At 41.5% G+C, this 26,356-nt stretch carries 24 protein-coding genes and 1 pseudogene; 16 read left to right on the top strand and 9 right to left on the bottom strand.

What is annotated here, in order from left to right; all coding sequences use genetic code 11:
• Positions 1–159: 159 nt before the first annotated feature.
• Both H6F42_RS04460 and radA read right to left on the bottom strand, forming a co-directional pair.
• Entirely contained in the window at positions 160–948 is a 789-nt protein-coding gene (locus tag H6F42_RS04460; RefSeq protein ID WP_190398152.1) for a hypothetical protein, read from the bottom strand.
• Between the two features lie 141 nt (positions 949–1,089).
• On the bottom strand, positions 1,090–2,532 hold the full coding sequence (gene radA, locus H6F42_RS04455; protein WP_190398151.1) for a DNA repair protein RadA: 1,443 nt from the start codon (positions 2,530–2,532) through the stop codon (positions 1,090–1,092).
• Positions 2,533–2,829: 297 nt separating this feature from the next.
• Between radA and H6F42_RS04450 the strand changes: the two genes are divergently transcribed.
• The 6 genes from H6F42_RS04450 (at position 2,830) to H6F42_RS04425 (ending at position 4,912) form a co-directional block, all read left to right on the top strand.
• Positions 2,830–3,087, top strand: coding sequence for a hypothetical protein (locus H6F42_RS04450; protein WP_190398150.1), 258 nt, complete (start codon positions 2,830–2,832; stop codon positions 3,085–3,087).
• On the top strand, positions 3,084–3,497 hold the full coding sequence (locus H6F42_RS04445) for a PIN domain-containing protein (protein ID WP_199288900.1): 414 nt from the start codon (positions 3,084–3,086) through the stop codon (positions 3,495–3,497). The genes H6F42_RS04450 and H6F42_RS04445 overlap by 4 nt, the downstream gene beginning before the upstream one ends.
• A gap of 108 nt (positions 3,498–3,605) precedes the next feature.
• The gene (locus H6F42_RS04440; RefSeq protein ID WP_190398149.1) at positions 3,606–3,830 is read left to right on the top strand and encodes a hypothetical protein; all 225 of its coding nucleotides are present in this window, start codon (positions 3,606–3,608) and stop codon (positions 3,828–3,830) included.
• Positions 3,831–3,879: 49 nt separating this feature from the next.
• Positions 3,880–4,155 carry a hypothetical protein gene (locus H6F42_RS04435; RefSeq protein ID WP_199288899.1) on the top strand — a complete coding sequence of 92 codons (276 nt, stop codon included), beginning with the start codon at positions 3,880–3,882 and terminating at the stop codon, positions 4,153–4,155.
• The gene (locus tag H6F42_RS04430) at positions 4,152–4,571 is read left to right on the top strand and encodes a type II toxin-antitoxin system VapC family toxin (protein WP_190398148.1); all 420 of its coding nucleotides are present in this window, start codon (positions 4,152–4,154) and stop codon (positions 4,569–4,571) included. Before H6F42_RS04435 ends, H6F42_RS04430 begins: the two co-directional genes overlap by 4 nt.
• Positions 4,572–4,675: 104 nt before the next feature.
• Entirely contained in the window at positions 4,676–4,912 is a 237-nt protein-coding gene (locus H6F42_RS04425) for a hypothetical protein (RefSeq protein WP_190398147.1), read from the top strand.
• Between the two features lie 203 nt (positions 4,913–5,115).
• Here the strand turns inward: H6F42_RS04425 and H6F42_RS04420 are convergent, their stop codons facing one another.
• Positions 5,116–6,177, bottom strand: coding sequence for an IS4 family transposase (locus H6F42_RS04420; RefSeq protein ID WP_190398146.1), 1,062 nt, complete (start codon positions 6,175–6,177; stop codon positions 5,116–5,118).
• A 216-nt stretch (positions 6,178–6,393) separates the two neighbouring features.
• On the opposite strand from H6F42_RS04420, the pseudogene H6F42_RS04415 reads away from it, so the two are divergent.
• A pseudogene (locus H6F42_RS04415) lies at positions 6,394–9,093 on the top strand (COR domain-containing protein); the annotation flags it as partial.
• Positions 9,094–9,149: 56 nt separating this feature from the next.
• Positions 9,150–9,986 carry a bifunctional hydroxymethylpyrimidine kinase/phosphomethylpyrimidine kinase gene (gene thiD / locus H6F42_RS04410; protein ID WP_242018322.1) on the top strand — a complete coding sequence of 279 codons (837 nt, stop codon included), beginning with the start codon at positions 9,150–9,152 and terminating at the stop codon, positions 9,984–9,986.
• A gap of 109 nt (positions 9,987–10,095) precedes the next feature.
• On the opposite strand, the gene H6F42_RS04405 is transcribed toward thiD, so the two are convergent.
• The 3 genes from H6F42_RS04405 to H6F42_RS04395 all read right to left on the bottom strand — a co-directional run bounded on the left by H6F42_RS04405 (position 10,096) and on the right by H6F42_RS04395 (position 12,860).
• Positions 10,096–10,626: a GNAT family N-acetyltransferase gene (locus tag H6F42_RS04405; RefSeq protein ID WP_190398144.1), complete on the bottom strand. Its 531-nt coding sequence runs from the start codon at positions 10,624–10,626 to the stop codon at positions 10,096–10,098.
• A 63-nt stretch (positions 10,627–10,689) separates the two neighbouring features.
• A complete protein-coding gene (locus tag H6F42_RS04400) occupies positions 10,690–11,670 on the bottom strand; it encodes a succinate dehydrogenase/fumarate reductase iron-sulfur subunit (protein WP_190398143.1) in 981 nt (326 codons plus the stop codon).
• A 293-nt stretch (positions 11,671–11,963) separates the two neighbouring features.
• Positions 11,964–12,860, bottom strand: a complete 897-nt coding sequence (locus tag H6F42_RS04395; RefSeq protein ID WP_190398142.1) for a bestrophin family ion channel — start codon at positions 12,858–12,860, stop codon at positions 11,964–11,966.
• A gap of 238 nt (positions 12,861–13,098) precedes the next feature.
• Here H6F42_RS04395 and gatB point away from each other — a divergent pair, with 238 nt between their 5' ends.
• The gene (gene gatB, locus H6F42_RS04390; protein WP_190398141.1) at positions 13,099–14,589 is read left to right on the top strand and encodes an Asp-tRNA(Asn)/Glu-tRNA(Gln) amidotransferase subunit GatB; all 1,491 of its coding nucleotides are present in this window, start codon (positions 13,099–13,101) and stop codon (positions 14,587–14,589) included.
• 67 nt (positions 14,590–14,656) lie between these two features.
• Here gatB and lysS read toward each other — a convergent pair whose 3' ends face one another.
• Both lysS and polA read right to left on the bottom strand, forming a co-directional pair.
• On the bottom strand, positions 14,657–16,252 hold the full coding sequence (lysS, locus tag H6F42_RS04385; RefSeq protein ID WP_190398140.1) for a lysine--tRNA ligase: 1,596 nt from the start codon (positions 16,250–16,252) through the stop codon (positions 14,657–14,659).
• A 113-nt stretch (positions 16,253–16,365) separates the two neighbouring features.
• Complete coding sequence (gene polA, locus H6F42_RS04380; RefSeq protein ID WP_190398139.1) at positions 16,366–19,215, bottom strand: DNA polymerase I; 2,850 nt, start codon at positions 19,213–19,215, stop codon at positions 16,366–16,368.
• Positions 19,216–19,629: 414 nt separating this feature from the next.
• Here polA and H6F42_RS04375 point away from each other — a divergent pair, with 414 nt between their 5' ends.
• From H6F42_RS04375 to mazF, 6 genes are all read left to right on the top strand, one after another.
• Complete coding sequence (locus tag H6F42_RS04375) at positions 19,630–22,230, top strand: DNA polymerase III subunit alpha (RefSeq protein ID WP_199288897.1); 2,601 nt, start codon at positions 19,630–19,632, stop codon at positions 22,228–22,230.
• An 85-nt stretch (positions 22,231–22,315) separates the two neighbouring features.
• Positions 22,316–22,612 carry a type II toxin-antitoxin system prevent-host-death family antitoxin gene (locus H6F42_RS04370; RefSeq protein ID WP_190398137.1) on the top strand — a complete coding sequence of 99 codons (297 nt, stop codon included), beginning with the start codon at positions 22,316–22,318 and terminating at the stop codon, positions 22,610–22,612.
• Positions 22,609–22,878: a type II toxin-antitoxin system RelE/ParE family toxin gene (locus tag H6F42_RS04365; RefSeq protein ID WP_190398136.1), complete on the top strand. Its 270-nt coding sequence runs from the start codon at positions 22,609–22,611 to the stop codon at positions 22,876–22,878. Before H6F42_RS04370 ends, H6F42_RS04365 begins: the two co-directional genes overlap by 4 nt.
• Complete coding sequence (locus tag H6F42_RS04360) at positions 22,875–23,051, top strand: hypothetical protein (protein ID WP_190398135.1); 177 nt, start codon at positions 22,875–22,877, stop codon at positions 23,049–23,051. The genes H6F42_RS04365 and H6F42_RS04360 overlap by 4 nt, the downstream gene beginning before the upstream one ends.
• 150 nt (positions 23,052–23,201) lie before the next feature.
• The gene (locus H6F42_RS04355; RefSeq protein ID WP_190398134.1) at positions 23,202–23,444 is read left to right on the top strand and encodes an AbrB/MazE/SpoVT family DNA-binding domain-containing protein; all 243 of its coding nucleotides are present in this window, start codon (positions 23,202–23,204) and stop codon (positions 23,442–23,444) included.
• Complete coding sequence (gene mazF, locus H6F42_RS04350; RefSeq protein ID WP_190398133.1) at positions 23,438–23,773, top strand: endoribonuclease MazF; 336 nt, start codon at positions 23,438–23,440, stop codon at positions 23,771–23,773. The genes H6F42_RS04355 and mazF overlap by 7 nt, the downstream gene beginning before the upstream one ends.
• Positions 23,774–23,870: 97 nt before the next feature.
• Here the strand turns inward: mazF and H6F42_RS04345 are convergent, their stop codons facing one another.
• Positions 23,871–24,116, bottom strand: a complete 246-nt coding sequence (locus H6F42_RS04345) for a hypothetical protein (protein ID WP_190398132.1) — start codon at positions 24,114–24,116, stop codon at positions 23,871–23,873.
• A 250-nt stretch (positions 24,117–24,366) separates the two neighbouring features.
• Here H6F42_RS04345 and H6F42_RS04340 point away from each other — a divergent pair, with 250 nt between their 5' ends.
• Positions 24,367–26,337, top strand: coding sequence for an AAA family ATPase (locus H6F42_RS04340; protein WP_190398131.1), 1,971 nt, complete (start codon positions 24,367–24,369; stop codon positions 26,335–26,337).
• Positions 26,338–26,356 lie beyond the last annotated feature (19 nt).

Genomic DNA, 26,356 nt, shown 5'->3' with positions numbered 1-26,356 from the left:
GGATCAAAACTAAACTCAATCACTTTGCTCTCAAGTCTAAACTCTACTTCAATGCTATTAGGGCTAGTTTCTCTCAACTCCAAAAACTGGCTATTCCTTCCACGTAACATCAGTCATATAAGTAGCAGATCCTAAATTTGTCATAATGTGATTGATTGTCTAGAAGTCTTCAACATAATCAGCTAAAAGCTCAGGCTTCTCTCCATTAGAAAGTAGAAAGACTTCAATATTCTCTTTCAGATCTAGTAAAAGTCTTTTCAGCTCCGAATGCTGAGACAATGAAATTCGAGAAGTTGATGGAAATCTCTGATCTGAAGTAATCTCATAGCAAATATTTTGTTCAGTCATATCCAAAATTAATGGACTAAATTTAGATGTCGGTAACCGATATAAGTGTGGCGGATAGTATACTTCATCTTCAAAATCAGATAAGTTTATGTCTGCACGCTCAGACCGTTCTAGAAATCTTCCAAAAAAGTCAGACCTCTCTGGAAACGGGATATATAAATCTTTTTGGATGGAAGTTTGTTTATCTAATTCGTGGTCATTATCGTCATATAAGTGGAATTTTGCTCGATAGCTAGTCCAAATTTTGTCGTGAATAGATAGAGCCAGCTCTGATTGCTGCTGTACAACGTAGAATGCAACTTTAGGACGCTTGGATTCAGTTTTAGGAATGATTGTTGCATACTGCTTGAGATAGCGAACTTGATATAAATCCTTTAATCCCAGTTCATCCAATACTGCTATCACGATCTCAATGGTGGGTATACCAGAAAAGTTAATTCCCGTGGTAGTTGGTTCTAAAGAAGTCAATTCATCTTGAGATACAAAATCACTAATCCCTAGTAAAGACTTGATTTGCTTGAGATCCCAAGCAATCTTTTGAGTGCCATCATCTAGCGTCAGTAACTCGACATTTAGGGGTTGCCTATTTATGATCCTCATTTACATAGACTCACTCTTGATTAATGGAATTTATCGTAGCACATAAATTGAATTTAAGCCATAAATTCATACTAACATACTAATTTGGGTTTTTGGGTAGATTTGGTATAAGCCGAATATCTTGGGTTTATGAAAATTTAATTAATTTTCTGGCTCATCACTTGACTTAGCAACTTCAAACTTAGTGCGAGGCAAAGCCGCTACGATCGCATCTAAAACCTTAGTTACAGGCACTATTTCCATACCGTAATTTTGCATCACCTGCATACTTGGAATAATTGCCCGTTTAAATCCTAACTTCGCAGCTTCCTTTAAACGTAGATCTAATTGAGAAACTGGGCGCACCTGTCCCCCTAGTCCCACCTCACCAATCATCACTGTGCGCGGATCGACCGTGCGATCGCGAAAACTTGCCGCCACAGCGATCGCTACTCCCAAATCCACCGCAGGTTCCGCCACATTCAATCCACCCGCCGCAGCGACGTAGGCATCAAGCTTTGATAAGGGAATCCCAATCCGCTTTTCGAGAACGGCAAGAATTTGCAGAAAGCGATTAGTTTCTATACCCGTTGTCGTGCGGCGAGGCGAAGAATAACTCGTAGGACTAACAAGAGCTTGTAATTCCACTACAATCGGACGTGTTCCCTCACAGGCGACAATCGTGGCAGTTCCGGGGACAGACTCATCACGATTGCCGAGAAATAATTCCGAAGGATTGGAAACCTCACGCAAGCCGCGATCGATCATCTCAAATACGCCGATTTCTTGCGTTGCTCCAAAGCGATTTTTGACTGATCGCAATAATCGATGGGTAGCAAAGCGATCGCCTTCAAAATAGAGAACCGTATCGACCATATGTTCTAAAACTTTGGGCCCCGCGATCGAGCCTTCCTTAGTCACATGACCAACGATAAATAGTGAAATATTCTCGCGCTTAGCCACTCGCATCAGCGCCGCCGTACATTCCCGCACTTGCGAAACGGAACCGGGGGCAGCATTTAAGTTTGAGAAGTAGAGCGCTTGAATACTATCAATTACCGCAACTTTGGGACGTAGAGATTGCAATTCTCTTAGGACAGTTTCTAAATCTGTTTCCGCTAATAAATAGAGATCGTCAGAATTCTCTTCTAAGATTCCCAATCTCTGCGATCGCAGTTTTACCTGTTGCGCTGACTCCTCCGCACAAACATAGAGCGTGGGATAGCGACTCATCAATTTTTGCGCCATTCCCAAAAGCAGCGTACTTTTGCCAATTCCTGGTTCCCCACCAATCAGCACAAGGGAACCTGCGACAATACCACCACCTAAGACGCGATCAAGCTCTTCATACCCAGAAGGCGATCGGGCTTGGTCATTGTCGGTAATTTGCGAGAGGGTTAAGGATTCTCTAGGTTTTGCTTTACCCGCAGATTTGGCTGTACCGAGATGCGAGAATGTGGCGATCGCATTGGTATTTGTGGACATCACAGGAATTATTTCTTCTTGCAAGGTTCCCCAACTGGAGCAAGCGGGACATTTCCCATACATCTGCGGGAAATCTTCTCCGCAGTTATTACATACATATCGAGATTTGGGTTTCGCCATTGTTTAAATATAGGCTCAATAGGTTGTATCAAACATCATAAACGACTCAATTCCTTTGATGATAATTGTGGCGATCGCACTGAGTTAGATTTTTCTTAAGAAGTCAGCCCTTAATTCTCGATACTGCTGTTTTGGATAGATCTTTTAGAAAAAATGATCAGGAAAGATTGCTAATCGCATAGTCAAAAATCGTGGTTTAGAAATCATTACTTTCTAGTTTTCCCTTGATAACGCGATCGCCTATCTAAAAAAGCTTGTAAAATGTCACTAGATTAATTATGCAGGAGGATTCAGAGAATGACGGTGTTAGAGAAAGTTCTGAGTAAAATGCAGGCGTTACCAACAGATCAGCAGCAACAAGTACTCCGCTTTGTTGAATTTCTCGCGTTTGAGTTAGGCGATCGCCAAGTTAAAAAAGTTTCTGAAGTTCCATTAGCGGATGATAAGTCTGTTGTCTCTTGCTATGAACTCACTAAAAAATGGATTGGTATTGCTGATGATTTGCCTGATGATTTGTCTATAAATCAAAAATATATGGAGGGTTACGGAGCTTGATTGAGCAACGTGTGATTTTGGATACGAGTGTGTTGGTTTCTTTGCTGAGTAAGAGCGATCGCAATCATGCTTGGGCTGTCAGACAGTGGGCGCAAGTTAATCCCCCTGCATTAACTTGTGAGGCGGTAATTTCTGAGACTTGTTTTTTGTTGAAAAGAAAATATTTGACTGAAGCAGTTTTTGAAATGATTGAGGTTGGTGCGATCGCGATCGCTTTTGATTTGCAAGAGGATGCGGGTAATGTGCGGGTATTGATGGATCGTTATGAGTCTGTGCCGATGTCGTTTGCGGATGCTTGTTTGGTGAGAATGTCTGAGCGAAGTGCTAATAGTGCGGTGATGACTTTAGATGGTGATTTTAAAATTTATCGCAAACACCGTAATGAAGAGATTTCTATAATTCAACCGTAAATTTCCCCATTATTTTTTCCTTTTTTCATTCTACTTTTTCCTTGATCCCGCGATCGCCTGCCTAAAAACCTTGTAAAATATTGTGAATCTGCTAGATTATGGTGGATTATGATTACGTTTGAAAGTGCGCTTGATGCGGTTAGTCAGTTGTCAATTGATCAGCAGGAAATATTAATTGATATTCTTAAGAAACGGAATGCTGAGGTGAGAAGGCGGCAAATTCTAGAAGAATGTCGTGAGGGTATGACTGAGTACCGCTCTGGAGTTTTAAAGGCTCAGACTGCGGAGGAAGCGATTGTCGATTTGCGTAGTTATTACACTATAGGTAAATAATGGTAGAAATGTTAGTTAATTAGCTCAACATAATTTGAGGATTCAAAGAATGACAGTGTTAGAAAAGGCTTTGAGTAAAATGCAGAAATTGCCAACAGCGCAACAGCAGCAGGTATTACACTTTATTGATTTTTTGGCGTTTGAGTTGGGCGATCGCCAAGTTAACCAAGAATCTGAGAATCTCAACGAAGTTCAACAAAAAACTGCTTTCTGGAAAGGATTGCAAAAATTTAGATTGACAATCCAAAATGAGGGAGTGGGTTTTACTAATGAGGATTTTGCGGATTTGCGCGATCGCAGTGTGGGTAGAGAAATCATCCTATGAGTTTTCAATATTTGCTTGATACTAATACGCTTTCGGAGCCAGCAAGAGCTATTCCAAATGCGAATATTTTACATAAGCTAGATGTTTATCAATTGGAAATTGTTACTGCGAGTATTGTTGTGCATGAGCTTATATATGGCTGTTTACGACTTCCAGAATCTAGAAAGCGAGAGGCTCTTTGGAATTATATTCAAGAGTCGGTGTTGAGTTTGCCTGTGTTTAATTATGATCAACCTGCGGCGGAGTGGCACGCAAGGGAGAGAGCAAGGTTAGCGAAGATTGGTAAGACTCCTGCTTTTGCGGATGGGCAGATTGCGAGTATTGCTCATGCCAATAATTTGATCTTGGTGACTAACAACGTTGCAGACTTTCAGTTTTTCGATGGTTTAAGAATTGAAAATTGGTTTCTAGAATAAGCTCATCGCAACCGCAAAAACCCCTTTCCCTTTTTCCTTCGCAATGCGATCGCCTGCCTAAAAACCTTGTAAAATATTGTGAATCTGCTCGATTAGGGTGAACTATGATTACGTTTGAAAATGCGCTTGATGCGGTTAGTCAGTTGTCAATCGATCAGCAGGAAATATTAATTGATATTCTTAAAAAACGTAATGCTGAGGTGAGAAGGCGGCAAATTTTAGAGGAATGTCGTGAGGGCGTGGCTGAGTATCGCACTGGAGTTTTAAAGTCTCAGACTGCGGAGGGAGCGATCGCCGATCTGCGTGGTTACTTGGATGCTGAAGATTGTGTCAAATGTTGAATCAAGTTGCTTAGAAGTCTTTGATATCTCGCTGATGAAATTTTGCCAGTCGAACCAATTACATTTCTATTTGGTATAACTGTCAAAAAGCCTAAGCGGATAACGGATGCAGTAATTAGACCACTTGATTCAAAGTCTTCATCGTTTTCAGTGATAATTTCGTCAAAGTTGGGGATATATTGCTTGAGTTGAGTACTGATGCCCTAAGTACAGGACAAAAATTTAATGGAGTTAAAAAAGGCTTGAGAATTGAGGTGAAGGTCAAAGATGAAGTGACGAAGGTAATCAAAACCAAGACGAAAAATGCTTTTAGGTAAGCGACCGTGCTTTTTAGGTTTGAGAAGAGTGAGTTGGGCAAGCCAAAGCCCAGACGAAAAAGCCCAACATAAAGCCAGAGTGAGTAAAGCAAGTAGCTTAGAGAGGCGTTCCGAATCTTGAAGATGAGTGGACTCTAAACAAAAGCCACGGGATTTAAAACAACCGAACAGAGTCTCAATCGCCCAACGCTTGGCATAGTCAGAAATAGCAGTATTAGGGTCATGAGCGGTAGCGACAATTAACAAATCGCCGTTCTCCAGACGCATAGCGGCTATACGAAGCCAATAGTTCCAAACTTTTTTGGGTTTGGACAACACTTTCGATTGACCAACTTGGAGATCTTGAAAACAAACATCAGCCCGTAGTTGTTTCTGCCCATCGTCAAGCAAGGTGTTTTTACGAATACGGATACGAAAACGGGTACATGGGTCACAAAGCAAGTAATCAAACCACTCTTCTCCCACAAATTCACGATCTGCGGTCAAGAAGTCGATTTTACGATCTCCAAATATTTCCAGAAAACGATTACACAATTCACAACGTTCACGGGTGTTTGAGTTACCTTTTTTGTCCAGCATCATCCATACCAACGGGAATGCGATACCGTGATGCACTACTCCTAATGTCAGCACATTAAACACGGTCTTACCGAATCTCCAATCGGTGCGGTCAATGCTGATTACCCATGGTTCGGGTATTTTCATCACTTTGACGACCATTAAAGCGATGCTTTGATAGTCCACTTCAAACTCCCTGAAAAATCTCTGTAACCGCTTATAGTGTGATTCGACTTTAGCTTCACCACTAAATCCTGTCGCGAGTTCGGCTAGGTTTACTGTTTTTACTCGCATTAGTGCAATCAAGAACATCGACACAAATGCTAGTCTTGCTCCATTCCATTGCAGATGTTCATGCAACTTTTCGCGAAATAGGTTAATCTCTTTCACAGGGGTTTTATTTGCGATGTGGTTATCTTTTATAAAACCCCTTCCTGTCTACTTGTGCAACTTTTTGTCCTGTACTAAGAATTAATCATGAAAATTGTGCAAATAAATATTTGTTAGGAAAAATTAGAGATGTTATGGGAGTAAATGATGAGATGGCATCAAGTAGGATCTTTAGAAGAATTTATAGATTATGCTGCTGTTCATGGCATAGATTCACTAGATCTATCAGATATAGGATTAGTTAGCATTCCATGGAATATAATTTTTGTCACTAGTCTGACTTATCTTAATCTCTCAAACAACAGTATCTCGGAAATTGCTAGTTTCACAAGCTTACCAAAGTTAACTTCACTTGATCTCTCAAACAATTTTATTACATATCTCTCATCTGAAATTTTCAACTTAGTGAATTTAACTTCACTTAACATCTCCTATAACCAGATTCAGGACATACCATCTAAGATATCAAATCTTAATAATCTAACTTCACTTAATCTATCCCACAATCGTATTAAGGACATACCATCTGAAATATCAAATCTTAATAATCTAACTTCACTTGACCTCTCTCATAATCCAATTAAAGATATACCATCTGAGATGTCAAATCTAAATAATCTATCTTCACTTGACCTCTCTCGAAACCTAATCCAGGATATCCCACCTGCGATTTTCAATTTAACCAATCTAACTTTGCTTGATCTTTCTCAAAACCTAATTCAGGATCTCCCCTCAGATATCTTCAATTTAACTAATCTAACTTCATTTAACGTTTCTAAAAATAAAATCCAAAGAATTCCTTGGTACATAGCCAGTTTAACTAGGCTAACTTATCTTGACCTCTCAAATAACAAAATCAAAAAGCTCCCAGATGGGATTCAAAGTTTAACTAACTTAAAAAAACTCGACTTGAGTAATAATCTTCTTGAGATCTCTCCAGAAATACTTGATTCAAGAGAAGCGGCAAAAATTTTTAATTACTTACGTCTGCTTCATAAAAGTCGTCCACTTCATGAAGCTAAACTCCTACTCATTGGACAAGGCAGTGTCGGCAAAACATCTCTCATCGAGCGCTTATTGCGCAATAAATTTGACAAAAATCAGCCTCAAACTGACGGTCTTAATGTGGAGACTTGGAATGTGAAGATCAATGCCAAAGATATTCGTCTCAATGTTTGGGACTTTGGAGGGCAAGAAATTTATCACGCCACCCATCAATTCTTTTTAACCAAACGTAGCCTCTATCTCCTCGTCTGCAACTGTCGCACCAGCGAAGAAGAAAACCGAATTGAATATTGGCTAAAACTGATTGAAAGCTTTGGCGGACAGTCCCCTGTAATTATTGTTGGCAACAAAAAAGATGAACAACCACTCGACATCAATCGTAAGGCACTGCGCGAAAAATATCCTAACATTCAAGACATAATCGAAACCTCTTGCCAAGACAATATTGGCATTGATGATCTTAGCACTGCAATTATAAAGCAAGTTGGGAACCTGAAAGAAGTCTACAATCCCCTACCTCACTCATGGTTTGCCGTAAAAGAACAACTTGAATCTATGCCCGAAGACTTCATTACTCATAGCCGTTATCTTAGCATTTGCAATGAAAACAAAATCCTCGAAGAACTTGACCAAGAACAACTAATCGACCTTCTACATCGCCTCGGTTTAGTTCTTAATTTCCGAGATCATCCCATTCTCAAAGATACTAATGTTCTCAAACCCCAATGGGTGACAGAAGGTATCTATGCCATGCTCAGCGATGAAATCCTTAAAACTAAAACCAAAGGTGTCTTTACCTCTTCTGATCTGACCCGTATCCTTGATCCAGTAAGCTATCCCACCAAGCGCCATAGCTATCTCATCGGGCTAATGAAAGAATTTGAGCTTTGTTTTGAACTAGATTATCGTCCACCACAATTCCTAATCGCAGGACTTCTACCCAAAGATCAGCCAGACGAAACGAGACTTCAAGGCGAAACCCTCGAATTTCAATACCATTACCGAGTCCTCCCTGAAAGTATTATTTCCCGCTTCATTGTTCTCACTCATGAGAAAATTCATAACCAAATCTACTGGCGTAGTGGTGTAATGTTGCATTACAAAGAGAACAAAGAAATCTACAACATTGCCCGTATCAAAGCCGATTCTGAAGACAAAAAAATCTTTATCACTATTAGCGGACGCAAAGAAACTCGCCGCTTATTTCTTGGTATCCTGCGCGATACTTTCAAAAGAATTCACTCTACACTCCCCAACCTTGAAATCACTGAATGGGTTCCCGTTCCCAACTATCCCCAACATCCACCCCTCGACTATCAAGAATTACTTGGACTTGAAGCAATGGGTATTCAGGACTATCCTATCGGGAAACTCAACATAACCATCAATATCCGTCAATTGCTGGATGGTTATGAATCGATAGAGTTGCGTCAGAAGACACAAAGAGATGAAATAGAAAAAGATCGCTTTACAATTGTCAACCAAATTTATAATAGTAACCAACAAGGAGAATTTAAACCCATGACAGAAATTAATAACAATCTACAAGGCGCAAATATCGCTAACTTTGCCAATGAAGTCAAAGACAACGCCCGTCAACAAGCTTCCAACTTTAGCCAAACAAGTGGCGCAAGCGTAGCTGAACTATTGCATCTAATCAACAATCTTCGTCAAACCGCCGAACAGTTTCCATCAGAAGTGCGAGAAGAATTAATCATTGATGTGGAAGATGTGGAAGTTGAAATTCAAAAGCCAGCGTCAGAACGCAATATTCCCAAACTCAGAAAAAGACTACTTGCCCTGTTGACCGCTGCCACAGTTACCTTTGGCGCAATCGCAAGTACAACCGACTTCGCTAATAATGTTCTGGAAATCGGTAGTAAATTAGGGATAGAGTTAATCAAAAAGTAGGGACAAAATATTCCCGTCAAAATTTGTAAAACCTATCTCGAACATCACCTTGCATTATGACCAGTTTCAATAGTTCGCAAATCCCGATCGCTATGACGATCGCAGGTTCCGATAGTGGCGGCGGCGCAGGCATACAAGCCGACCTCCGCACCTTTGCCTTTCACTGCGTACATGGAACCAGCGTACTCACCTGCATCACCGCCCAAAACACCCAAGGCGTAACGCGAGTCGAGGCAGTGTCAGCCGAAACCGTGACTGCCCAATTTGAAGCAGTCATGCTTGATATGCGAGTGAGTGCGATCAAAACAGGGATGCTGCTCAATCAAGAAATTATTAAAACCGTCGCCAAAAAATTAGTTTCCTTTGGGTTTGGGAATGTGGTTGTTGATCCAGTGATGGTATCCAGAGCAGGGGCGCAACTATTGGATAACGAGGCAATGAAAACTATTCGCGAACAATTAGTTCCCCTTGCGGCGATCGCCACACCCAATCGCTACGAAGCGCAAATTCTGGCGGATATGGAAATCCACAGCTTGGAGGACATGCAAACTGCGGCGCAAAAAATCTATAAACTCGGAGCGCGATCGGTTCTCGTCAAAGGCGGCGGCATGACAGGCGCACTCAAAGCGATCGATGTGTGGTTTGATGGCGATCGCCTTGAAACCTTGCAGACAGAAGTAATTGATACGCCCCATACTCATGGTACAGGCTGCACTCTATCTGCCGCGATCGCTGCCAATCTGGCTCTAGGTAAACCCCATTTTAAAGCAGTGCAGGAAGCCAAAAACTATGTGACCGAAGCCTTGAAATATTCCTTAGCGATTGGGCAAGGACAGGGGCCAGTAGGACATTTCTTTCCATTACTGCCCAGACAATACAGCGCTTTGCACTGATTTATAGCTGTAGCCATTTTTGTTAGAACCCAAGGAGCTAGTTGCGGCGCGAAGCGTCGCAACTAGCTCCTTGGGTTTTGATTTGTTCTAATGCTTGTGCGCCACAGTCTCAAGAATAAAGGGAATTATCTAGGCTTTTCCCGAGAATGACTAAGCTTTGTTCCACTTTATCAAGTTCCGCAATTTGTGGCAGAAATCCCCACTGCTCAAAGCCAAAATTATTAAATAGGCGCAAGCTACAAGTATTATGGGCAAAGATAAAACCCACTAATTTAGTGATTTCGAGCTTAGGACAGTTAGCGATCGCATGGGCGAGTAACTGTTTGCCAATTCCTTTGCCTTGATAGCTAGGAGCGACATAAATACTCACCTCAGCAGCTTTGGCATAGGCGGGGCGACCATAAAACATTTGTAAACTGAGCCATCCAATGATTTGTTCGTTGCGATCGCTGTAGATATCATGTCCGCCGATGGTCATTACCCAGACGGGATAGCGATCGCCATGCGATCGAAACCAAGCACGGCGGCTATCGACAGAAATTGGATCAAGATCGGCAGTAGCAAGACGGGTCGGGATTGCAGCATTATAAATTTCAATGATTGCTGGTAAGTCTGCCTCCATTGCCACCCGAATTTGCATAGATCTTCTTCCTCTCGATTAAAACTATTTTATAGTTGCGACTTCGCCGCAACTATAAAATATCTAGTTTGCTTTATCTTTTGCGGAGGCGATCGCCTCAATTAGTGCTTTTACTTCCGTAGCTCCTTCCGACTTTTGGAACTGCCAAGGATAGGGCATTTTGCCACTCAACACCATGCGAATCCCAAGGGGAAAAATACTTAATAATCCTTGAATATCTCTGAAATTATCTCCAACTACCCGCACCCCAAATTTACTTTCATCAATCCATCCATCTTCCTTCACTAGCTCAACCATGGTATGTCGATGTCGCTGGGCTGTGGATTCGGGCAAATCATGATTATCGAGAATTTCATGCTTAATTTGCGAAATCCGATCTAGCGGTTGAACTTCCACTGGACAAACTTCATTGCAGTTATAACAACGGGTGCAATCCCAGACAAAGCCCGCTTGATTATATTGTTCTGTTCTGGCTTCAGTGCGATCGTCCCGATTATCTGCCATCACCCGATAAGCCTTGGCAAGAGCGTGCGGGCCTACAAAGCGATCGCTAACTGCGGCGGCATTACATTCCGAATAGCAAGAACCGCAGAGAATACAATTAGCTGCCGCTTGCAGTTTGGCGCGTTGAGCAGGGGTTTGCAAAAATTCGGTTTTACTAATCTGTCGCGAAGCCGTCGATACATAGGGATCAACCTTTTGGAGATTATTCCAAAACTTGGTCATATCGACGATCAGATCCTTAATTACAGGCAGATTTTGCATTGGCTCAATTACCAATTCCTCATCGCGATCACCCATCACTTCGCTAACATGCTTTTGACAAGCTAAGCCCGAACGCCCATTAATCCGCATCGCGCAGGAACCACAAATGGCATTGCGACAATTGCGCCGAAATCCAATTGACCCATCCTGCTCACTCTGAATCCGAATCAACACATCCAGTACAGTCGTGCGATCGGGATCAGCTTCAATCTCAAAGGTTTGATAGCTGGGTTGGCTATCGCGGGAAGTTTGGCGGCGCAGCTTGACGATAATATTCATAGTTAACTGTTGCGATCGGGATAGATGCTTGGCTCTAGGTCAAATTTACCTTATATAGCTGTTGCCATTCTTATTAGGACACAAAACCAGAGGACGAGTTGCGGCGCTTCGCGCCGCAACTCGCTTCTTGGGTTTTGATTTGTCCTAAGGTAAGTGACCATAGCTATACAAAATAAAAAAACCTTACTAAATTTAATTTTTAATTCACAAAAGTGTTGTTCTACTTTCGTGATTGGTATTAGAAGTAATTTTGGAATGGCGCGACTTTGTCGCGCCATTCCAAAATTACTTCTTTATTTTATAGCTAAGCCATCAACGCTACTGACTAAAATTAAATCTTCAATATTTCGCATCATCGTATTGCAAATGGCATCCAACGGTAAATCATTGGCATCATGCCCAAAGGGATCTTCAATCTGAATCCCAATTTCTTCTATTCCCAACAAAGTAAAACTGATTAAAGCCACAATCGGAGGAGTCATCCATTGCAACTGCTCCACCATTTGAAAAGGAAGCGAAAAACTATAGAGCATTAACAATTGCTTCAAATGAATGGAATAGGCTAAGGGCATAGGCGTTCTCAATATCCGTTCACAGACACCCACAGCATCCACCATTTGATGCAAAAGTTGAATCATGTCATTAAGCTGATACCGATCTAACTTTTCTCTCTGGGCTTGATCTTGCAGATAGCGGCTCAGCCAATAGGCAATTTCAAGAGGTGGATGATTCATGGTTTTAAGCCGTTCAAACTGCTCCGCAGATAAATTTGCGGCTAATTCCGCCTTAACAGGTTGCGATCGCAAATGCAACTTTAAGGCGATCGCAAAGGCGGGCAATAGCTTCACTGCCGCAATTTTGGCTTGGCGATCGCTTGGCTCGTCTTCGGCGATCGCCACTAAAATTTGTCGAGATAAATTGCGAATAGTATTAACCAAGTTACCCCAAGCCTTGCGTCCTTCCCAAAAGCGTTCATAGGCAGTATTGGTCCGAAATACCAATAACAAGCCTAAGACGATATTGGGAATAATGCCACCAAGGATGGGCAGAGATACGGGAACTTGATATAGATAAAGGATATAGATAAAAACGCCAAATATTCCGCACATTAGCGATCGCGGTAAAACCTCTGGAACTACTGATCCTTTCCATCGCAAGGCAATCCGAAACCATCCGTCTTTCTTGATCATGTATTAATAAAATAATTGAATAATGAAATAAAATCACGAAATAGGTATCCCAATCTTTAACCCAGCTTACTTATACCAAAAACCAAAATGACGGAGCCATTTCGTGAATTGGGATTATTTTAGCGATGGAGATTGTTGATCATTTTTAAGAAAGTATTGCGGGGATTCAGCGATCGCTATAATAGTAAGTCATAACTAAGTCAGCCTTTCTAGAAATCACATCTCAAAATCACCAGCTATGACTGCAACTGCCTCTACTAAGACACAAGATAAGACAGCAAAAACACAATACGAAGCTGTAATTGGGTTAGAAACTCACTGTCAGTTGACCACAAACTCCAAAATATTTTGCAATTGCTCAACCCAGTTTGGCTCAACCCCAAATACGAATGTTTGTCCTGTGTGCCTTGGTATGCCGGGGGTATTGCCTGTATTAAACGAAAAAGTTTTAGAATATGCAGTGAAATCGGGGCTAGCCCTAAATTGTCAAATTGCCCCTCATAGTAAGTTTGATCGCAAACAATATTTTTATCCCGATCTTCCTAAAAATTATCAAGTCTCACAATACGACCTGCCGATCGCGGAGCATGGTTGGCTAGAAATTCAGCTTGAAGATGGCACAACTAAGCGCATTGGCATTACGCGCCTCCACATGGAAGAGGATGCGGGTAAGTTGGTGCATGGCGGTAGCGATCGCCTGTCGGGATCTAGTCATTCCTTGGTGGACTTCAATCGGACAGGGGTTCCCCTTTGCGAAATCGTATCGGAGCCAGATATGCGATCGGGCGTAGAGGCGGCTGCTTACGCGCAGGAATTGCGGCGGATTTTGCGTTATCTCGGTGTGTGCGATGGCAATATGCAAGAGGGATCGCTACGTTGTGACGTAAACATTTCTGTGCGTCCAGTGGGACAAGAGCAGTTCGGCACGAAGGTGGAGATCAAAAATATGAACTCCTTCAATGCCATTCAAAGGGCGATCGATTTTGAAATTCATCGGCAAATTGAGGCGATCGCTACGGGTGAACCGATTAAGCAAGAAACTCGTCTCTGGGAAGAAAACTCGCAACGCACAATTAGTATGCGTTCTAAGGAAGGGGCGAGCGATTATCGCTATTTCCCTGAGCCAGATCTGATGGCGATCGAAGTTCCCCTCAGTACCTTAGAGCAATATCGTGCAGAACTTCCTACTTTGCCCAATGAATTGCGTCAGCGCTATCATGATGAGTTCGGGCTAACGCCTTACGATGCCGCTTTGATTGCCGACGATCGCAGCATTGCCGAATTTTTTGATGCCACGATCGCCGCAGGTGCGGAGCCGAAGCAAGTATTTAATTGGGTCATGGGTGATGTTACCGCTTATCTCAATGAAAATAAGCTCAAAATTGGCGGCATTGCCCTAACGCCAGCGATTTTGGCAGAAATGATTGGCTTAATTGCTGACGGTACGATCAGCAGCAAGATTGCGAAAGATATTTTGCCTGAGCTAATTGTCAAAGGTGGCTCGGTGAAGGAATTGGTCGCAGCTAAGGGCTTAACCGTTCTTGCGGGTGCTGACTTAGAAAAAATTATCGATGAGGTAATTGCAGCGAATCCGAAGGAGGTTGAACAATATAAGGGCGGTAAGACTAAGCTGTTAGGTTTCTTTGTGGGGCAAGTGATGAAGAAAACCCAAGGTCGTGCTGAACCCCAATCCACGAATAAGTTGATTGCCGATAAACTATCGGCTTAAAAATAAAGGACTCACTGCGTGAGTCCTTTATTTAACTAAGAGAGGCTCGCAAAGCGAGTCTCTCTTTTTATGCAGTGGCAAGATTGCTGGCGATCGCGTCTTTAATGCGCTGAATCACAAAAGCTTTATCTAGATAAGAAAGTAAACTTCCTGCTTTAGGACCCCTTTCCTTATTTAAGAACGTAAAGTACACCGCCGCAAAAGCATCTTTTTGGGAAATGGCAACCTGCTTAGAAGTGCTGAATAGCAAAGTTTGTAGTTCTTCGCCTTCCCAATTCACATCTCCCGCTAGATTTGTTGCCAAAGCCTCAAGGTAGCCGATCTGCTCCGCCGAGAGATTCTTTGCTTTTTCAGGCAATGAATCTAAATAGAGAACTAACTTCTCTTCTTCGTCGGCATAGTCTTGGAGCCACTTTTGCGCTACCCGAATGCGATCGCGTACCACCACCCAATCGCGATCGCTGAGGGGATTAGGACTACGCGCCACGATTTCTGCCTCAATATCAAGGTGCGGAATTTGCAAGAGTGAGATCAAAGTGGTGATATCAAAGGCTTGATAGCCGTCCACCTTTTCCTCCGTATTCAATTGCGAATAAATGAGAGGAACTAATTCTTCCTGCGCTTTTTCGTCTTTAACTGTATCCGCCTGATATTTATCAATCAGATTGTCGTAGTCACGGAAGAGGCGGGTGATCGTCTCGTAGTTGGGCATGAAATTAATCACACTGCGAGGCTGTGTCCGCAACATCAAGAAGCGGAGCAACTCTGGCGGTAAAAGATCGGCAATTTCCTTAGCGCTAGAGCCAACTCCCTTAGAGGAACTCATCTTCGTTCCATTTACCAAAATAAATTCGTAAGGAGCATGGGTGGGCGGATTCTTTTTGAGAACCTTGCGACAAATGGAGTTAGCCACATCACGGGAACCACCTTTTTGAGAATGGTCTTTTCCTGCTAGCTCAATAGATACACCGACAACTTCCCATTTGGCGACCCATTCCACTTTCCAAGGTAATTTGCCCTTGCCATCAAAGGGCGACATCCAACCCGAATGACCGCAACCCTTGACGTAGTTCATCGCATCGGGCTGACAGGTATAGAAAACCTTGCCATCTTTGTAATCGGTAACTACGGTGGTGGCAATTTTGCCGCAGTTTTCACAGATAGTTTGGAAGGGATACCAATTGTCAGGGCGATCGGCTTTGCTGACTTCTTTGTAGGCTTCGCGGACGAGGTGAGCGTTATTTAAAAACAAATCAATATACTGATTCATCTTGCCTGAACGGTAGATGTCTCGCAAATAATAAACTTCAGGACGCACACCCAAATGCTCAAATACTTCTAAAAATTCGCCCATGAAGTATTTGGCATAATCGGGAGCCGCCACTTCGTCTGGGGAAGGCACATTGCAAAGAGGATAGCCGAGGTAGGGCGAAAATTTTTCTTTGTCTAAGTAATGGGGTACGGTGTCGAGTGCGTCATAGTCGTCTACGCCGTAGGTAAAGGTGACAGGTTTGCCTGCGTGTTTGAGGGCGCGATAGATGGCATCGTGAATTACTACACCCCGCAATGAGCCGACATGAACTCGCCCAGAGGGGGTTTTGGAATCGTTAACTATAATGCGATCGCCGCTTGCATCTGCTGCAAATTTATCCGCCCAAAACATAGTGGTATTTACTAATTACAAAATTTCACACAGTATTCTAGTCTACAACCTTTTGTCCGTAAAACTCCAAATAAAAGCCATTTGTGCTGTGCAAAGCACAGCACAAATGGCTTTTATTTGGCTTCCATCCAATTTTTGCCAGTGTGAATATCCACCTCGATTTTTACTGAAAGCTCTAATGCTGTTTCCATTGCTAATTTGATCTTCGGCTGCAATTCTGCAACTTCATCAGGCGGAACCTCAAATACTAATTCATCATGGACTTGCAACAGCAATCGCGCTTGATAGTCTTTGAGAAGATCATGCACTCTAAGCATGGCAAGTTTTACAATATCAGCGCTAGTTCCCTGTATCGGTGCATTTACCGCCGATCGCAACAAAGCTGCCTTTTGATAGCCGCCTATATCTTTGATATTGTGGAAATAGCGCCTTCTGCCTAGTACAGTCTGCACATAGCCATCCCGTTCCGCCTCCGCTTCCACGCTCTGCATATAGGTAAAGATTCGTTCATAGCGTTGGTTAAACTTCTCAATGAATTGCTTCGCTACTTTTACAGGCACGCCAATATCACGGCTAAATTTTTGCGCTCCCATGCCATAGATCACACCGTAGTTAATGATTTTGGCAAGGCGACGTTCATCGCTAGTTACTTCTTCCTTTTCTAGCAGCAGTTGTGCTGTAACCGTATGTACATCCTCATCAGCATTAAAGGCTCTCATCAATTCTGGCTCTTGGCTCAAGTGAGCAAGGATTCGCAGTTCAATTTGCGAATAGTCGGCAGCTAGTAAAATCCAATCTTCCTTGGGCAAAAATCCTGCCCGAATCCGCTTACTGAAAGCAGTACGAATAGGAATATTTTGGAGGTTCGGATTAGAACTGCTCAAACGCCCAGTTGAGGCAACAGTTTGATTAAAATCGGTATGCACACGCCCCGTTTTAGGTTGAATCAGCGAGGGCAAAGCATCGACATAGGTAGATTTAAGCTTTGCAAGAGTGCGGTTTTCGAGGATTGTGTCAATAAGAGGATGATCGCCCTCTAATTTATTGAGAACAGCGACATCGGTGGAGTAGCCTGTTTTGCTTTTGCGCGATTTCTTAGTGAATTTTTCGCCAAGGAGTTCGATTAAAATTTCGCTTAATTGCTTGGGAGAATTTAGGTTAAACTCTTGTCCTGCTTGCTGATAGGCAGCGATCGCTAAAGCATCTAAGTCTTTTTCGAGTTCCTTGGAGAAAGTCCCCAAATAATTTTTATCAATTCTAATCCCACGCCATTCCATTTCGGCAAGAATTGGCTCTAGGGGCATTTCCAAGTTTTGGAACAAGTCCCACAATTTGGGAACAGCTTTTAACTTCTCTTCTAAAATTGGTTGAATATGATAGGTGATATAAGTATCCATGCCGCAATATTGAGCGACGGAGGGGATATCTATTTCCGCGATCGATTTAAGTTTGCCAACGAGGGTTTTATAACTAACGGTGCGGATTTGCAGTAATTCCATCGCTAGATCATCAAGCTTATGACTTGCTTCGGGATCGATGACATAGCTAGCGATCATTGTATCGAATACCACGCCTGCTAGTTCAATCCCTGCGGATTTAAACATTAAGCGATCGAACTTGGCATTCTGCAAATATTTGGGATAGCTAGGATCTTCGAGAATCGGTTTGAGAATCGCTCTTACTTCTTCCCATTTTAGGTTTTGTCCTGCACTATGACTTAAGGGAATATAAGCAACCTCACTAATTGACTCACCCCAACAGCAGCCAATACCAACTAATTCCGCCTCAAAGGGATTTAGTGCCGAAGTTTCCGTATCCCATGCCGTCGGTTGTTTTTTGGTCAGGATTTTGCATAAATCCTCTAATTTGGAAATTGTGTCGATAATCTGCACATCTAATTTTAAAGAAGCAGTAGCCGCGATCGCCTTATTTTCCTCTTGCTTGGCAAAATCGAACCACAACTCCTCGTCCTCTCCATTCGGAGATGATATTTTGCTAACCTCTCCCACTGAAAGAGGGGCTGGGGGTGAGGGCTTCTCTTCATAGTTCCCCGACAACTTCGCCTGAATCTGATCAACTTTATTTACAAAAGCTTTAAGTTCAAGTTCTTCTAATAGCGGAATCAAATGCTCCGTATCAAAACCTGTCAACTTACAATCAGCGATCGCCACAGGAAGCGGCACATCAGTCTTAATTGTTGCCATGAATTGCGAATGTCTAGCATCCTCAATCCCTTGCTCCAACTTAATTTTAATCGCTCCCTTCATCGTGGGGATAGCCGCTAAAATATTCTCTAAACTGCCATATTCTTCAATTAATTTAATCGCAGTTTTCTCACCAATTCCCCTAACACCAGCGATATTATCAGAAGCATCACCGCAGAGGGCTTTATAGTCCACAACCTGCGTAGGTAATACGCCAAGCCTTTCTTTCACTTGATCGGCATGGTATTCCACAATCTTATCCTTCTGTCCCAAGTTCAGTACGGAAATGCGCTTTTCGGCATCAATTAACTGAAACAAATCGCGATCGCCACTTAAGATTTTGACGGTGTAACCCTCTGCACTCGCTGCTTGTGAAAGCGTTCCCAAAACATCATCCGCTTCAAAACCTGCTTGGGTAATTGCTGGCAGATTCATGGCGGCGAGAACTTTCTGGAGATTTTGAATATCAGGAATAAAGCTTTCAGGGGTTTCCGAGCGATTCGCCTTATAGGTATCGTCAATTTCATGGCGAAAAGTGGGCTGAGCAAGGTCAAAGGCGATCGCCACCGCAGCAGGTTTTTCGCGATCGAGCATCTCGATTAATGCCTTCAAAAAGCCAAAACAAACGCTGGTGGGGATTCCTGTGGAGGTTCGCAAGCCGCCTTCGGGATGTTTACCAAAGGCATAAAAGGCGCGAAACGCGAGGGAATGTCCGTCAACGAGTAAAAAGGTGGGGTGGTTTTGGGAGCTTGAAGTCATGATTCTCGTTTTAAAATTTAGGCGATCGCTAGTCTGAGGTTTTTCAAAATTAAAAATGGCGGTGCTATTTTTTAGTTTTGAAAAACCTTACGGGATTTGGTTTTTAATTCATATAGCTGTTGCCATTTTGTTAGAACACAAAACCAAAAGCGAGTGGCGGCGCGAAGCGCCGCCACTCGCTTCTTAGGTTTTGATTTGTCCTAATGCAAATCATCCCAGCTATAAAAGTGTTGATGCACTTTTATGAATTGATATTAATCGATCAATGCTTAGATCAACTGTCACATTTTACAAGATCTTTTAGATAGGCGATCGCCCCCTATCGACCCTAGAGCGCAATGCGACAAGTTAGATAGGCGATCGGCTATAGACCCATGTTAATCTATAGTTCTAGATTTGATGTTAGAGATTGCTATGACTGGATTTGTTGGGCTGCACGTTCATACTGAATATAGCTTGCTAGATGGGGCAAGCCAAATTCCCCATCTAGTTAGCCGCGCTGTAGAACTAGGAATGCCCGCGATCGCCTTGACTGATCATGGAGTCATGTATGGGGCGATCGAGCTGATCAAAACCTGTAAATCTAAGGGGATTAAGCCAATTATTGGCAATGAAATGTATGTCTTGAATGGCGACATTACTAAACAATATAAGAGAGGAGACAAAGAAGGAAAAAAATATCATCAATGCGTTCTCGCTAAAGATACACAGGGCTATCGTAATCTCGTCAAACTAACTTCTATTTCTCATTTACAAGGTTTTCAGGGTAAAGGGATGTTCGCCCGTCCTTGTATCAGTAAAGATTATCTTCTGCAATATAAAGAAGGATTGATACTTACTTCTGGATGTTTAGCAGGAGAAGTTCCACAGGCGATCATGAAAGGCGATCATGAAGAAGCGCGACGGGTGGCGGCTTGGTATAAAGAACATTTTGGGGATGATTATTATTTGGAAATTCAAGATCACGGCTATCAAGAAGATCGAATTGTGAATGTGGAGATTTTCAAGATTGCAAAAGAATTAGATATTCGCGTGATTGCCACCAATGACTCTCACTTCACTTCCTGTTCCGATGTGGAAGCCCATGATGCATTGCTCTGTATCCAAACTGGAAAACTGATTTCTGACGAGAAGCGCCTCCGTTATAGCGGTATGGAATATCTCAAATCCTATGACGAGATGAAACAGTTGTTTCGCGATCATTTGGAAGATGACTTAATTGAAGAGGCATTGGCAAACACTCTCCATGCGGCAAATAAAGTCAAACCCTACGACCTCATGCGTGATCCTCGCGCAGCGGACTATCCGATTCCTGAAGGACATACTGCGGATACTTATTTTGAAGAAGTAACATGGCAAGGACTACTCCAGAGGTTTAATGTCAAAACCCATGCAGAAATCCCTCAAAACTATCAAGAGCGCTTGCGGTTTGAATTGGGAATCATCATGCAAATGGGCTTTGCTACTTACTTCCTTGTGGTGTGGGACTATATCAAATACGCCAGAGATAAACAGATTCCCGTTGGGCCGGGGCGTGGTAGTGCCGCAGGTTCGCTGGTTGCCTATTCGCTAGGAATTACCAATATTGATCCGATCCATCATGGACTTCTATTTGAAAGATTTCTCAATCCTGAACGGAAGTCAATGCCTGATATTGATACCGACTTCTGTATCGATCACCGTGGCGAGTTGATTGATTATGTTACCCAACGCTATGGACAGGAACGAGTCGCCCAGATTGTCACTTTTAACCGCCTGACATCTAAAGCAGTTCTCAAAGATGTGGCAAGGGTGCTAGATGTGTCCTACAGCGAATCCGATAAGATGGCGAAAATGATTCCCGTTTCGCGTGGTAAGCCTGCGAAATTAAAGGTAATGATTTCCGAAGAATCGCCAGCTCCAGAGTTTCGCGATCGCTATAAAAATGATCCTAAAGTCTTTGAATGGCTAGACATGGCAATGCGAATCGAAGGCGTGAACAAAAGCTCTGGAGTCCATGCGGCAGGTGTGGTGATTTCGCCATTTCCTCTTGATGAAGTTGTACCATTGCAGCGCAGTAATGAAGGTCAAGTCGTCACCCAATACACAATGGAAGATTTAGAATCTCTGGGTCTATTAAAAATGGACTTCTTGGGATTACGGAACTTAACCACGATTGAGCATACGAGTGCATTAATTCGTGGCAATCAAGATCCGAATTTTCATATCGATGCGATCGCCCCCGACATGTCCACTGAGGCAAATCAAAAAACCTATAAACTATTGGAAAAAGGCGATCTTGAAGGTGTCTTCCAATTAGAATCTTCAGGCATGAAACAGATCGTAAAGGATCTCAAGCCTTCCAATATTGAAGATATTTCTTCAATTCTTGCCCTCTATCGTCCCGGTCCTTTGGATGCAGGACTAATTCCTAAGTTCATTAATCGTAAACATGGTCGAGAAGCGATCGAGTATCAGCATCATACGCTGGAACCTATACTGAACAACACTTATGGAGTGCTTTGTTATCAAGAGCAAATCATGAAAATGGCTCAGGATCTGGCGGGATATTCCCTTGGTGCGGCGGATTTATTGCGGCGGGCGATGGGTAAAAAGAAGCCTGAAGAAATGGAAAAACAACGTTCTATTTTCCTTGATGGTTGTGCTAAGAATGGCATTAGGTCTGAGATTTCTAACGATCTCTTCGATCAGATGGTGATTTTTGCAGAATATTGTCTCAGTTACGATACATTAGTGCGAACTGTGGAATTTGGCTTAATGCCTATCGGTAAAATCGTAGAGCATCAAATTGAGTGTCAGGTTTACAGTGTTGATGAGAATGGATTTGTCTATACTCAACCAATCGCTCAATGGCACGATCGCGGTAATCAAGAAGTTTTTGAATATGAATTAGAAAATGGCGATCGCATCAAAGCTACTAAGGATCATAAGTTCATGACGACTGATGGCGAGATGCTGGCGATCGATGAGATTTTTGAGCGCGGGTTAGATTTAGCGGTGGCAAAACAAACTTGAAAGGCGATTCATACATCGCGGTTTAACTTGAATTAAAGTAAGATGATAATATCTAAACGAATATAATCTTTGGGATTAAAAACTAATGGTTAATGTTCTGCAAATAGGAAATATTGGCACAGAGCTATCCAAACTTGTCCATGAGGTAAGCGATCACCAAACTCAAATCGTGATTGAGTCAGAAGGTAAGCCTGTGGTGGCAATGATTCATTATGACTATTTGGTAAATTTGCTTGAGGCATTAGAAGATGCGATCGATAGCAAGCTTCTAAAACAAGCTGTTGCTAGTAATGATGAGTTTTTTGGCTTTGAGCAAGTTATTTCAGCTCACAATATTGCTCATAATGTAGAGGTTCGATTAGAAGATTTTGCAAAAGTATGAGCGATCGCTACATATTGCAATTTGCTAGAGATGCGAAAAAATCCCTCGCTGATTTACAACCAAAACAGTTCAAACAAATTGCAACTAAGATTTTTGCCCTACTAGAAAATCCTCAACCACAGGACTGTAAGGCTTTGAAAGGCTATCCTAATGGTTATCGTGTCGATTCTGGTGAGTATCGGATTCTCTATACTCTGGAAGATGGAGAAATTCGGATTTTTAGAGTGGGTAAACGCAATGATGATGAAGTCTATCGTAACTTGTGATCGCCAAATGGCACGATCGCGGTCAGCAAGAAGTTTTTGAATATGAATTAGAAAATGGCGATCGCATCAAAGCTACTAAGGATCATAAGTTCATGACGACTGATGGCGAGATGCTGGCGATCGATGAGATTTTTGAGCGCGGGTTAGATGTGGTTGTGGCAAAACAAACTTGAAAAGCGATCGCTCTACACCATCATCACCAATTGGCAAGGCGATCGCCTTTAAATCAACCGAAAATCGTAAATTTATATCTACATAATGCTGATATGAGCTGTGAATTAAGCTAATGTAGATACAATATAGATACATTGAAGGTGATTTTTATGACTGCCGCGATCGCTAAGTGGGGTAATAGTTTGGCTATACGCATTCCGCAAGCTATAGCTGAACAGGTTCAAATTCAAGCTGGAAGCGAAATCAGTATTGATATTATTGATGGCAAGATTGTTTTGACACCGCATCGGCGTAAGAAATATACCTTAGATGAATTACTGGATGGCATGACCTCTGAGCATCGCCATGCAGAAATTTCTACAGGTGTTTCTGTTGGGAATGAGGCGTGGTAAAGCTATACATTCCAGAGCGAGGTGATATTGTTTGGCTAGATTTCGATCCACAAGCGGGACATGAACAATCTGGGCATCGTCCTGCTTTTGTGATTTCGCCGATCGCTTATAACCAAAGGTCAAGCTTGGCTCTGCTTTGTCCGATTACTTCTAAAACTAAGGGATGGAAGTTTGAAGTTCTACTCATGGATACAAAGACTAAGGGAGTGATTCTTGCTGATCAGATTAAGAGTTTAGATTGGCAAGCGAGAAAGATAGATTTTATTGAGAAGGCTTCTGAGAATATTATTGATGAAGTTATCGGCAAAATTGAGGCGTTATTAACCTAGTGTTTAAGTTGTGAGTAATCAAGGCGATCGCTATGGATTGTTTTAAATAGTCCAAGGATTCGCAATAGTTATTTCTATCCCTGCAAAATCTTTTTCATTACGAGTAACTAGAGTTTAAAGAACTCCATCGATCAGGCGATAGACTTTTATCTCTGCTAAGGTCTAGCTCTCCAGTGGCAGCAAGTTCTGCAAGGGGAGATTGTCGAAAAAATTCGGAGATTGTGGTGGGTGATTGATTAACTTTAGATGTTTTCTTAATAGATCGCCACACTTGCATAAATTGGATTAGTAATGCTTCAGGTGTTTGCTCGATTTCGCGGATCAGTTGTTCTTTGATTGTCATAACTTAACCCTCTTTGTTGTATAAGCATAACTCAATAATTTTGTTCATAGATGGTGATCGCCTATATCCATCATCCCAAATTGGCAGGGCGATCCCTTATTTTAAGGTAAAATCAGAGCATATAAGTTTTTCAAGCTATAGTTAACGATTAAAAGCGATGCAAGTTACTATTGAAAAATCTGATATTGGACTACAGGTAACCCGACAATAAATTTCTGTGCAGGAACTTATCCAAGCTATCTAAAAAATTATGGAAGAGAAGATTAAATACACTGAAATACTTTTACCTTCTGAAGAACCATTTTTAAACTATTTAGTTGGTGAGCCTAAATCAACCTTTTTACTCTCTTCAATAAATATTTTTATAGGTACAAATAATTGTGGAAAAAGTAGACTACTTAGATCAATATTTTCTCTCTCCGACTTTTTGTATAACACAAATAAATATTCTAACAAACAATTCTGCAATTTTCTTGAGAGGTTTAATAATGAATTTAAAGATGCTTTTAAGGACGGTATATTTGCAGTAGAAGGCATAGGATTTAATTATATCGAAGAAATTTTATCTTCTCAAAACAAAGATTTTATTTGTTCTAGAGAACCAATATTTAAAATAGCATTTAAACTATTAAATGATCTTTCTAATCTTAAGGACAGATTTGAAGGTTTATATCCTACTCAGCATTTTGAAATAAATTATAAAGATGAGCAATTAATTCATAGAACTTATGACGAAATTATTGGTAGTAGAGATGCAATCACTATATTTGGAATTATCGAAGTTGTTAATAAATTTAACAAAGAATTTGATGATATTATTACATATTTTAAAAAATTAAATATTGATTTATTGAATGACAATTTAAATAATGAGAATCGATACTATATTCCTATACTTAGAGGGATGCGTCCTCTAAATATAGATAATCAGCATTTGAATTTATACGCTGATAGAACAAGGGAAGATTATTTTAAGAAAGATACCCTAGCACAGAACATGAAAATATTCACAGGGCTTGAACTATATCAAACACTAAAAGAGAAACTACTTGGTGAACCTGATGAGAGAAAGTTAGTTAAAGAATTTGAAGACTTTTTGTCAATTAATTTTTTTGAGAACAAGCCAGTTACATTAATACCAAAAGAGAAGAGTCCAAAAGTAGTTCATATAAAAATTGGGAATGAGCCTCAGTATCCTATTTATGAATTGGGTGACGGCTTACAAAATCTAATTATTTGTACTTTTAATATTTTTATGGAAAAAGAAACAAGGTGTCTTTTCTTTATAGAAGAGCCTGATATGTTTATGCATCCATCAATGCAGCGATCATTCTTAGAAGTGTTATCAAAATATGATCAGCATCAATATTTCATCACTTCCCACTCAAATCATTTTTTAGATATGACAATTGACTTTGCCAATATCTCAGTATTCCATTTCTCTAAACACGAAGATTCCAAGCCACAGCATCATATTCGCCCATCCTCACCACACGATAGACAGATACTCCTTGACTTAGGAGTAAGAAATTCATCCGTATTTATTACCAATGCAACAATTTGGGTTGAAGGCATAACAGATCGCCTATATCTCAAAGCTTATATGAAAAAATATATTGATGAGCTAGAGCGTAGCGATCCTCAAAAATATAGGCAGTTAATTAAACTCAAAGAAGATTACCATTACTCATTTGTAGAATATCAAGGTGCAAATTTAACTCACTGGAATTTCGATCCAGATGACGATGATACATACAACATGAAAGCTAGTTACATCTGCGCTCAAGCTTTTCTTATTGCTGATGGTGATATTGGCTCTGAGATCAAAGGGAATCGCAAAGCAATTTATGAGGAAATGCTAGGAAATAGATTTCTTGCATTGCATGTAAAGGAAATTGAGAATCTGATTCCTGCTGAGGTACTTCGACAAGTTGTTGCAAAACAATTTAAAAAATATGGAGGCAATACTGATCTCATCCAATATCAAGACTATGCAAGATTAGACACACCTATCGGGTCATATCTTGATAATCTTTTGCCATTATCAACAAATTCACTCTTCGCCGCAGAATCAGGAACATTCACATCCTATTACAAAGGAACAGTCTGTGATAACGCTGTCAAAATCATGAAAAATCTTGAATGGGCTTTGACAGATGATTTGAAAGCTATCTGTGAAAAGATTTTTGACCATATAATCACCCAAAACAAGAATTCTTAAAATTAAATGAGTGAGGATA

The sequence above is a fragment of the Pseudanabaena sp. FACHB-1998 genome (genome assembly GCF_014696355.1).
Classification (GTDB): Bacteria; Cyanobacteriota; Cyanobacteriia; order Pseudanabaenales; family Pseudanabaenaceae; genus Pseudanabaena.
The sequence above is the reverse complement of the archived record's forward strand: the minus strand, read 5'-3'. Positions and strand labels throughout refer to the sequence as shown.